Source organism: Gemmatimonadota bacterium, assembly GCA_021295815.1.
Classification (GTDB): Bacteria; Gemmatimonadota; Gemmatimonadetes; order Longimicrobiales; family Gaopeijiaceae; genus JAGWBQ01.
Map to the genome: position 1 here is coordinate 20,062 of JAGWBQ010000022.1, position 10,499 is coordinate 30,560.

Here is a 10,499-nt window from a genome sequence, read left to right on the forward strand (position 1 = left end):
GTCAGTTGTTCTCCCCGGTGGTCTCTCTGTCTCTGCCCGTTCCGCCGCCTGCCGTGAGGACGGCCTGGATCAGTTGCGAGCGCTCGTTTTCGATTTGTTGGCGCATGGCGGCGTCCTCCCCGAGCGAGAAGTAGCGGCGTCCGTCGACCCACGTCTGTTCCGCGCGGGTGAACTGCGAGAGCGGATTGCCGCTCCAGATCACGAAGTCGCCGTCCTTGCCGGGTTCGAGAGATCCGACGCGGTCGTCGATGGCGATGGCTTTCGCCGCTCCGTTGGTCACCGTGGACAGCGCCTGTTCCTCCGAGAGTCCGGTGCGCAGCAGCTTGCCCGCCTCCCAGTTCATCCGGCTCGCGATCTCGCTGTTGTCGGAGTGCAGCGAGGTGGTGACCCCGGCCTCGATCAGGATGCGGGCGTTGTAGTTGGTGTTGTCGTAGGCCTCGAGCTTGAACGAGCCCCAGTCGCTCCACACCACGGCGGCCACGCCCGATTCGGCAAGCTCCGAAGCGATCTTGTAGGCCTCCACCCCGTGCTGGAGCGTCTGAACCCTGAATCCGAACTCCTCGGCGAGTCTTACCAGCGCCAGGAACTCGTCGGCGCGGTACCCGTGCGACGAGATGAGGAGCTCCTGGTCGAGTATGTCGAGAATCGCCTCCATGCGCAGGTCGCGCCGCGGCGGGATTCCCTCGCCCGACTCCTCCCAGCGCCGCCACTCGCGCTCGTAGTCGCGCGCGGCCAGGAAGTGGTCGCGGATGATCTCCTGCGTCCCCATGCGGGTGTCGGGATAGCGGTCCTGGCGGCGCTTGGGGTTTTCCCCGAGTGCGAACTTCACCGTGCGCACGTCGGTCTCGAGCATCAGGTCCTCGGGTAGCGCGCCCCAGCGCAGCTTGACGATCACGTTCTCGCCGCCTATCGGGTTGGCCGAACCGTGCTTGATGTGGGCGGTCGTGAGGCCGCCGGCGAGCTGCCGGTACATGGAGATGTTGTTGTGGGTCACGACGTCGCCCATGCGCACCTCGGGAACGATGGCGAATCCGCTCTCGTTCACGGAACTCACGCCCGAGTGGATGTGCGGATCGATCAGCCCCGGGGTCACGTGCTTGCCGGAGCCGTCGATCTCCATGGCGCCGGAAGGCGCGTCCAGGTCGACGCCCACCTGCGAGACCCTGCCCGCCTCGACGAGGAGGTCGGCGTTCTCCATCATGCCGTCGGGTCCCTGCGTCCAGACGGTGGCGTCGCGTACGACCACGGCCGCGGGCTGCTCGGGAAGACCGGTCCGTCCGTAGTCCATCATGGGTCGGATGAACGGGAGGTCGATCTCCGGAACGTCCATCGCCACCGTGCCCCGGGCCGCGTCCTCGACCCCCTCCGACCGGGTGCCGGTGAAGAACGGATCCGCGCCGTTAGGGAGCGAAGCCCAGCCGAAGAACTCGTCGCCGCGGACCGAACCCGAGAGCAGCACCATACCCTGGAAGCCCATCTCCTCGCCGTCGAAGCGGGCCTCGACCCGACCCGTTTCCGCCACCGCGCTAGCCGAAGCGAGGCTCACCTCGAGTCCGTCGGGCATGTCGAAGCGGACGTCGGCGATCAGGACGTTGCCGCGCAGCCGATTGAGCGGCCCCTCCAGACGGAGCTCGGCGCTGAACCCGAACTCGTCGTCGGAGGTGATCAGCCAGGTGCCGCGCGGATCGATCTGGGCCGGGCGGGTGACGCCGTAGACCTTGCCCTCCACCCAGACGTCGCGCACTTCCGCCTCCTCCGTGAAGAGGTCGCCTTCGCTCACGACCAGATTGGCCACCTTGCCCTCGGCGATGGTGCCGTGGGTCCGGTCGATGCCGAGCCACGATGCGGGCGTGGTGGTCAGGGCCGCGAGGGCGTCGTCCGCGGAGAGCCCCCGAGCCACCGCGATGCGCAGGTTGGGAAGAAACTCGTTGAGCGACGACAGGCCGTCCGACGTGATCGCGAAAGGCACGTCCGCTTCGGCGAGCTGAGCCGGATTCGTGGGGGCGAGGTACCAGTGGCGAAGCTGTCCCAGCGAGGTGCCGCGAGCGGCCTCCGGCGTGTTGACGTCGGGCGCGTCCGGGAAGTCGAGCGGAACGATTAGCGGATCCTCGCGCCCTTCCAGCACATCGATTAGACGGTACTCCATGCCCGAGCCGCGGAACCAGGGAACGAGCCCGAACTCCTCGGCGATCGAGTGCGCCCGCAGGTAGTCCTCCTCGCTGTTGGTCTCGAAGACGACCGGCTGCTCGCCCCGCCCCGCAGCCTGCAGCGCGGCCAGAGCCTCGCTCGTTTCGGGGGGAAGGAAGGCACGCCCGCTGTTCTCGTACGCCGCCCAGGCCCGCGAGTACCAATCGGTGTCCATCAAGGTCTGCTTCATGAGCGCGATCACGCCCATGGAGGAGTTAGGATAGGACCCTCCCAACTGGAAGGAGCGCTGGAAGCCGACCGCCTGCGCCAGATCCGGCCTCATCACCCGATCCCTCACGCCCGCCTCGCCCAGGTTCACCACCGAGGCCGTGCCGCGGAAGATCCCCTGCTTGGGCACCGCGAGCGCCGCTCCGAATCCCTGCGAGCGCAGAGCCGCCCGCCGGTCGTCGTCGTCCTGGAGGTTGGAGGTGGTGGAGAACCAGGCCCGTACCTGGGGATTCCAATGAGTGGGCCCCACGTCGCCCCCCTCCGGAACCGCGTCCATGCCGAGGTCGGCGTGCGCGTCCACGAAGCCGGGGTACACGGTGAGTCCGGTCAGGTCCCAGACCCGGGCCCCCGCAGGCGCGTCGCCCCCCCTGCCGACCTCCTGGACAATCCCGTCGCGGATGACGATGGTGGCGTCGTCGATGACCTGACCCGGCCCGGTCACAACTCTCGCGCCGACGAGGGCGTGGTAACCCGTGCCGTTGTCGCGGATGCCGGTGACAGGTTCGGTTCGGGACGCCTGCTGGGCCTGCGCTGTCGAGCCGAGCGCCAGGGCCAGGCAGAATGCGGTTAGAAGCGGTCGCATAGGTGTCTCTCAGTTGGAAAGGTTCGATGCCCTCGTAGGGTCGCGCCAGGGGCGCGGTCGGTTGGGGGGCCGCTAAGTAATGACAATCGAAGGCGAAAGCCTGTTGAACGCAACTGGGGCCGAGCGCGGCATGGGGGCGGGCGCACCGGGATCACCTGGCGCCGGATCGTGCCACCTCGGCCTCGGCGGCGATGTAGCCGAAGCCCGCCCAGCCCGTACCCTCCAGAATCCGCCGGTACATCTCGAGCGCCTGCCCCTCGCGGCCGTCGTAGAGGTGCCAGGTGGCCACACCGTAGGCCGTCGCCACTCCGGACGGGTCCTCGCTTGCGGGATCCCAGAGCTCGTCCGCCGTCAGCTCGCCCTTGTACATGAGCAGGAGTTCGTGGTAGCTGGCGTTCTCGATCACGTCGAGATCCGCGGCGATCGGGGCAAGCAGCTCCGCCGCCGCCTCCTCGCGCCCCAGCCGCCGGAGCGCCATGTACCACCAGTGCGAGATGGCGACGAGCTGGTCCGGGTTGGTCGTGACGGCTCGGTACGCCTCGTATGAAGGAAGGGCCGCATCGAAATCCCCCTTCAGATAGTGCGCCAGGGCCAGGTGGTAGTGGATATTCGACTGAAGAGTGCTGGTCGGGATGCCCCGTTCGTTCGGCTGGCCGTCTGGTTCGACCTCGTCCGGTTCGCCGCTCACGAGCTCGGCGGCGCGGGAGAGATCGGCGATGGCGCGATCGAACTCCCGAACGCTGATCCGGCGATGCCCCCGGTGGCGGTACATGCGGGCGTCCTCCGGGTGCTTGGCGATGCCCTCCGTGAAGACGTCGATGGCCTCGCGGTAGGCTCCCGTGTAGGCTATCCGCCGACCCAGCCAGATGATCGCGTCCGCGTCGTCCGGGTTCGCTTCGTAGTCGGCGCGGGCGGCCTCGATGTCAGCCGCCTGGCGCTCGGCCACCTCGGCTGATGCCGGGTTCGGGTAGAGCGGCTCGCCGAGAAGGGAGAGCGCCTCCGCGCCTTCCGGAAGAGAAACGGGCGGGGTGGGGGCGTCGGTGTCCGCTCCCGAATCCTCAGCTGGTGCGTCGCAGGCGGTGAGGAAGAGGAGAAGAGCGAAGCCTGAGACGGTTCGAGGATCGCGCATGCGGCCTTCCGATGGATGGTAAGCTCACGCCGGTGGGAGCGAGCTTCCGGCGATGTTCGGAAGATAGGGCGGTGAGGCGCATAGCGCACGGACTCGAATAGCTCGTGAGAAGTTGGAGAACCCAGCCGAGTCCGTATCCGGCCGGGTCGGCCTACTCGCGACCCGCACCTTGTCGCTTAAACGTGAACGTACCGATCGGAGCGTCCGAAAACGGAGCCGTGCCGCGCAGGTTGCGGATGGGCGCCCGCGGCGAGGTGTTGGCGTTCGCGGAGGTGTAGACGGTTCCGTCGTCGGTACCGGCGTCGTACGGATAGAGGATCACTTCGAGCTCTTCCCGCCACTGGGCGAACTCGTCGCGGAGCGAGAGACCGGACACCCCGACGAACCAATCCGGGCTGGGCGCGATCATGGTCACCAGGGTCACCAGCGGATGGTCCTTCGTGACGACGAGGTTGGAGATGGTCCCGGTTCCGGGGCTGCCGATTCCCGGACCGGTGACGACGGCGAGCGCGTCGCCGGGGATTCGGGCGCGGATCTCCGAGGCGAGCTGCCCGGTCGCGCCCGTCTCCGCCATGTCTTCGATTCCGTCCGTCGCGGTGTCGCCGTTCGCCCAGAAGCGGACCCCGCCGTTGTGCGTCGCACCGATCAGAGGCGAGAAATGAGCGCCGCTCGGGAAGCCGTTCGGGTGGGTCCTCGAACTCCAGGTGGCGACGAACGAGACGCCGTAGATCGCCGAGTCGGCGGGCGGCGGAACCTCGCCCACCGCGGCTCGAACGTCGATGGACGCCACGCCGGCCTGGGCGGTCAGGGTCTGGATTCCTACAACCTCCCCCAAGGTCCACGTCGTGGCGACCAGACCGTCGCCTCCGGTGATCACCGTGGACGGTTCGGCGGTTCCATGTCCCGAAACGGCGGTGAAGTCGACCACCACGTCGGCCGCTGGAGAACCGCCCGGATCGTCCACGCGGACCTGCACGATCTCGGGGAGGGGGTTCCCCGCCACTCCCTCCTGGCCTCCTCCGGACACGACGACCAAGGCCGCCGCCGCCTGCGCGACCTCCACCGGAACCGTCGCGCTCACCGCCCCGATCGAAGCGGTCAGCGTGGCCGCACCGTTGGCGACCGCGCTCGCGACGCCGCCTGCGCTCACCGTGATTACGGCCGCGTCGCTGCTCGTCCACCCCACCGTTCCGACGAATGCCTCGCCGTACTGGTCGTCGACTCTGGCGGTGAACTCGACCGTCTCGCCGAGCGCGGTCAGAATCGACGAAGAGGGTGAGATGGAGATGGCCGCCGGGCGCGGCGCCTCCTCCGGGGCGGTCTCGCCGCACCCGGCCGTTGCGGCGAGGGACAGGAAGAGAAACAGACCAAGTCTGATCCGGCAGGTCATTCTTGCGTCTCCTTGAGGGTACGAGCGGTTCACCCGTAATCCCTACTACACCTGGGGACGCCGCGCGTCACCGATGGCGTGCGCCACGCTCTTGTTTCGCCGCACCTCCAATCCCGCACGCCACGATTCGCAACACGCCGGTCTTCCCATAAATTCGTCAGGCTCGAGAACCGGACCTCTCGCTCCCGCCCGAAGCTCGAGGCTGGGCTCGCGTCCCGTCCACCGGCTCCACCTTCGGAACCCGCCCTCGTCCGCCTGCGCGCCCATCCTCCACATACCGACACCTCGCCATGACCGTCAGAAACAGGAACTGGTGGCCCGACCAGCTCGACCTCAAGCCTCTCGCTCGTCCTTCCCGCTCCGCCGGTCCGATGGCCGAGGACTTCGACTACGGCGCAGCCTTCGAGTCGATCGATCTGGACGAGCTGAAGGCGGAGCTCGAGGAGCTCATGACCACCTCCCAGGACTGGTGGCCTGCCGACTACGGCCATTACGGCCCGCTCTTCATCCGCATGGCCTGGCACAGCGCGGGCACCTACCGCATCAGCGACGGGCGCGGCGGGGGCGGCTCCGGCACTCAACGCTTCGCACCACTCAACAGTTGGCCCGACAACGCGAATCTGGACAAGGCGCGCCGGCTGCTCTGGCCGATCAAGCGCAAGTACGGTCGCCGGCTCTCGTGGGCCGATCTCATGATCCTTGCCGGTAACGTCGCGCTGGAGTCCATGGGTTTCAAGACGATGGGCTTCGGTGGAGGCCGTGAGGACATCTGGGAGCCCGAAGACATCGACTGGGGCCCCGAGGGCGACTGGCTCGGCGATGAACGCTACAGCGGCGAGCGCGACCTGCACGAGCCCTACGGCGCGGTCCAGATGGGGCTCATCTACGTCAATCCGGAAGGACCCAACGGCAAGCCCGATCCGCTCGCGGCCGCCCGAGACATCCGCGAGACCTTCCGGCGCATGGCGATGAACGACGAGGAGACCGTCGCGCTCATCGTCGGCGGACACACCTTCGGCAAGGCGCACGGCGCGGCCCCGGTCCCGGAGCACGTCGGTCCCGAACCCGAGGCCGCCGATCTCGAGGAGCAGGGTCTCGGCTGGGCCAACAGTTTCGGTTCCGGCACGGGCGGCGACTCGATCACCAGCGGGTTGGAGGGCGCGTGGACCACGAACCCGACCAGGTGGGACAACGATTTCCTCGAGAACCTGCACAACTACGAATGGAAGCAGGTGGAAAGCCCCGCAGGCGGGGCGCAGTGGACCCCGACCGATCCCGCCGCGGTGGGCACGGTCCCCGACGCGCACGATCCGGGCAAGAAGCATTCTCCCATGATGCTGACCACGGATCTCTCGCTCATCATGGACCCGGACTACGCTCCCATCGCGAGGCGCTTCCTCGAGAACCCCGACGAGCTGACCGACGCCTTCGCGCGGGCCTGGTTCAAGCTCACCCATCGCGACATGGGACCTCGTTCGCGCTATCGCGGCTCGTTGACGCCTTCCGAGGCGATGATCTGGCAGGACCCGGTGCCCGAGGTCGACCACGAATTCGTCGGCGAGACCGAGATCGCCGAACTCAAGTCGAAGTTGCTCGCCTCGGGACTGTCGGTATCGCGTCTCGTGCTGACCGCCTGGGCGTCCGCTTCAACCTTCCGCAGTACCGACAGGCGGGGAGGCGCGAACGGCGCCCGCATTCGTCTGGCGCCGCAGAACCGCTGGGAAGTCAACGAACCCGAGGCGCTGCGCGAGGCCCTGACCGTTCTTGAGAGCGTCCGCTCGGACTTCAACAGCGCTCGCTCCGACGGCAAGCGGATCTCGCTCGCCGACCTGATCGTTCTGGGCGGCTGCGCCGCGGTCGAGGAGGCCGCGAGAGCCGCAGGCCGCGAGGTCGCGGTTCCGTTCACACCCGGGCGTACCGACGCTTCGGAGGAGCACACCGACGAGGAGTCGTTCGCGGTACTCGAGCCGAGGGCGGACGGATTCCGCAACTTCGGCGGCAGCGGCCATGCGCGCGCCGCACCGGAACTGCTGGTGGAACGGGCGCGGCTTCTCACGCTGTCGGCCCCCGAGACCGCCGCGCTCGTGGGCGGCATGCGCGTGCTCGGAGCCAACGCGGGAGGCTCGTCGCTCGGCGTCTTCACCGACCGCGTCGGAGCTCTCGGCAACGATTTCTTCGTGAACCTGCTCGACATGGACGTCGAGTGGCGTCCCGCCGAGGACGGCGAGGACCGTTTCGAGGGCCGCGACCGGGCAACGAGGGAGTTGAGGTGGACGGGTACGAGCGTCGATCTCGTCTTCGGCTCGAACTCGGAGCTGCGTGCGCTCGCCGAGGTCTACGCCTGCGACGACGGCGAGGACGCCTTCCTGGACGCTTTCGTGGCCGCCTGGAGCAAGGTCATGGAGCTGGACCGGTTCGATCTGAGGTAGGCCGCCCGAGCAGCCCGGGCACGAGACCGCTCCCGGCCGCTACGCCGCTCTCGGCGCTCGTGCGATTTTCGCCGCGAGCTGTTAGGCCGGCGGTCCGCCGTTCCGCATGAAAGCCGCGAACCCGTCGGCGTCCGCAGCCGCTTTCGCGATCCGCTCCACCCCTATCCTGATGTCGTCCATGGAGTTGGCGATGGATAGGCGCAGGAAGTCCTGGCCCTCCGCACCGATCTCGCCGAACGAGGCGCGGTCCATGGTCGCCACCCCGTAGCGGTAGAGCAGGAACATCTGGAGCATTCCGGCCGGAGTGGTCCGGTCGCGGGCGTCGGAGGGGAGCTCCACATGCGCCCGATGGACACCCAGGGCTTCGCACATCCCCGACACTTCCGGGAAGACGTAGAAGGCGCCCTTCGGCATCCCGCAGCTAACGCCGGGCAGCTCGTTGAGCGCCGGTACGATCCAGTCGCGCCTCCGTTCGAAGGCCTCCACCATCCGACGCGATTCGGCGGCCGACCTCGGATCCTCGTAAGCCGCCGCGCCGGCTTCCTGGAGGAAGGGTGGCACGCACGACATGATGTTGATGTTGAGCTGCGTGAAGATTTCGGCCTCTTCCCTCGTGGGCAGGACCGCCCATCCCAGCCTCCACCCCGTCATCGCAAAGCCTTTCGAGTGACCGCTCGCCAGCACCGTGCGCTCCGGCATGCCGGGGTGCGAGACGATGCTCTCGTGGCCTAGTCCGTCGAAGAGGATCTGCTCGTAGATCTCGTCGGAATAGATGCGCACGTCGGGACGGCAGCGTTCCCGCACGACCTCCGCGATCCCGGCCAGTTCGTCGCGAGAGAGGACGCCGCCGGTGGGGTTCGAGGGCGAGCACAGGATGATGAGCTTGGTCCTTTCGGTCACCAGCTCCGCCAGGTCGTCGGCTGTGAACGCGAAGCCCCGATCCGCGCTGAGGGGGAGCGGCACCGGGCGTGCGCGGACGAACCTCACCCACGACTCGTAAATGGGGAAGCCCGGGGAGGGGTAGACGACCTCGTCGCCCGCGTTCACGTGGGTCGTCACGGTGTAGCCGATAGGCGGCTTCGCCCCGGGGGTCACCACGACGCGGTCGGGATCGACTTCCACGTTGCGGGTGCTCGCCACGTGGTCGGCGATGGCCTTGCGAAAGCGCGGAATGCCGGAAGGATCGCAGTACCCCGAACGTCCGGCCGCCAGCGCCTCCGCCGCGATCCGGTTGAGATGATCCGCGCTGCGAAAATCGGGGGCGCCGAGATTGAAGCGGATTACCTCCATGCCCATCTCCTCGCAACGCCGGATGTCGTCACCGACTCGGAAGGCGTTTTCCGTTCCCATGCGAGTCATGCGGTCGGCGATCAGGCCCATGCGAGGATCTCCACTCAGGTCGTGGTGGGTCGGTGGGGGGCGGACTCGGTGAGTCGTTCTAGGGTCGTAAACTTAATTGTTCTGGCAGTCCGCAGCGAAACTCGCACGAGCGCCGAAGCCTGGAACTGCCTGGCGCGGTACTGCGAGCCCCAGTCGTGCCGCAGACCGATGCCCAGGACGATCGCACGTCAGTGGCCCGCCCTGTTCTTGCAGCGCATACACGCTCGAACGCACGGGCTCCGGACGGGTCAGGGCTCACGCGGCGGGATTCGGGCGGGTGGCAAGATAGGCTCGGGAGGGCGCGGGCCTCTACGGGCCTCCTACGGCTTCGGGGCGGGGGCCTCCCTCATTCGGGGCCTAAATCAAAGCACGAGATATAAGGAAAATTCGTTGATGTCGGGATACATAGCCAGCCGGTACAGGTGTACACGGCGGCGATGACAGCCAAAGCAGCAGCACCACTATCGACACGTCCGCCGCGATGCAAGCAGAAGCAGGGACCGAAACGAAAGGCGCGGGGATCGAGGCAAAAGGCGCGGGGATCGAAGATGCATTCTCCTTGACCTCAGCGGCGTTTAGTCCTGCGGGGCCAAGTAGAAACGCAGCCGCTACCGCCGTGATGATCGTTTTCGCTTTCCGCTGCCTGATCTGCCGCCAAGAGAGAAAACCCATTCCCCCTCCCGCGACGGTCGAAAGAAGAGCAAGAAAGCCCGCCGCATAGACCAACGGCCGCACCCCCATCAGGTGCCACTGCCCTGCGAGTAGGACGCAAAACCCCGCCGAGGAAAAGGAGGAGGCAACAAGAACAAGCTTCCCCGCCAGCTTGTTCACCTCAATCGTTTCCGTCCCGGTCTTGTCGGTTGGATTCTTCATGGGTGCCGCCTCCTCGATTCCTGTGCGAGTTCTTCGCGATCCTTGGCAAGTTTTTCTTGAAGCTTGACGGCGTTTTCGCGCAATAAGGAGAACTGATCGCCTTGTGCTCTTGCTGCAAGAGCCCCCATCATGTCTTCCAACTCGGCCCGTTGGTCAGCGGTCAGCGGGCGTAGTATGTCTTCGACGGTCGGCGACCCGTGTATCAGGGAATCCAAGACTACACCCCCTTCCGCATCGACTCGCACAAACCGGACAGGGTAGGTCTTCCCTGACCACGAGCCATCCGACATGGTGAAACTC

7 protein-coding genes are annotated in these 10,499 nt (G+C 67.1%); 1 reads left to right on the top strand and 6 read right to left on the bottom strand.

All coding sequences use genetic code 11. From position 1 onward, the window contains the following. Position 1: 1 nt before the first annotated feature. From J4G12_09280 to J4G12_09290, 3 genes are all read right to left on the bottom strand, one after another. Entirely contained in the window at positions 2-2,998 is a 2,997-nt protein-coding gene (locus J4G12_09280) for an amidohydrolase family protein (GenBank protein MCE2455984.1), read from the bottom strand. Between the two features lie 151 nt (positions 2,999-3,149). Beyond that, a complete protein-coding gene (locus J4G12_09285; GenBank protein ID MCE2455985.1) occupies positions 3,150-4,127 on the bottom strand; it encodes a hypothetical protein in 978 nt (325 codons plus the stop codon). A gap of 151 nt (positions 4,128-4,278) precedes the next feature. Next, positions 4,279-5,517: a spondin domain-containing protein gene (locus tag J4G12_09290; GenBank protein MCE2455986.1), complete on the bottom strand. Its 1,239-nt coding sequence runs from the start codon at positions 5,515-5,517 to the stop codon at positions 4,279-4,281. A 290-nt stretch (positions 5,518-5,807) separates the two neighbouring features. Between J4G12_09290 and katG the strand changes: the two genes are divergently transcribed. Beyond that, positions 5,808-7,946 (top strand): catalase/peroxidase HPI, encoded by a 2,139-nt coding sequence (gene katG, locus J4G12_09295; GenBank protein ID MCE2455987.1) that lies wholly within the window; start codon positions 5,808-5,810, stop codon positions 7,944-7,946. 81 nt (positions 7,947-8,027) lie between these two features. Here katG and J4G12_09300 read toward each other — a convergent pair whose 3' ends face one another. The 3 genes from J4G12_09300 to J4G12_09310 all read right to left on the bottom strand — a co-directional run. After that, entirely contained in the window at positions 8,028-9,326 is a 1,299-nt protein-coding gene (locus J4G12_09300) for an aminotransferase class I/II-fold pyridoxal phosphate-dependent enzyme (protein ID MCE2455988.1), read from the bottom strand. 357 nt (positions 9,327-9,683) lie between these two features. After that, a complete protein-coding gene (locus J4G12_09305; GenBank protein ID MCE2455989.1) occupies positions 9,684-10,199 on the bottom strand; it encodes a hypothetical protein in 516 nt (171 codons plus the stop codon). Continuing rightward, the coding region (locus J4G12_09310) for a hypothetical protein (GenBank protein ID MCE2455990.1) at positions 10,196-10,499 on the bottom strand (304 nt) is incomplete at its 5' end. The genes J4G12_09305 and J4G12_09310, both read right to left, overlap by 4 nt.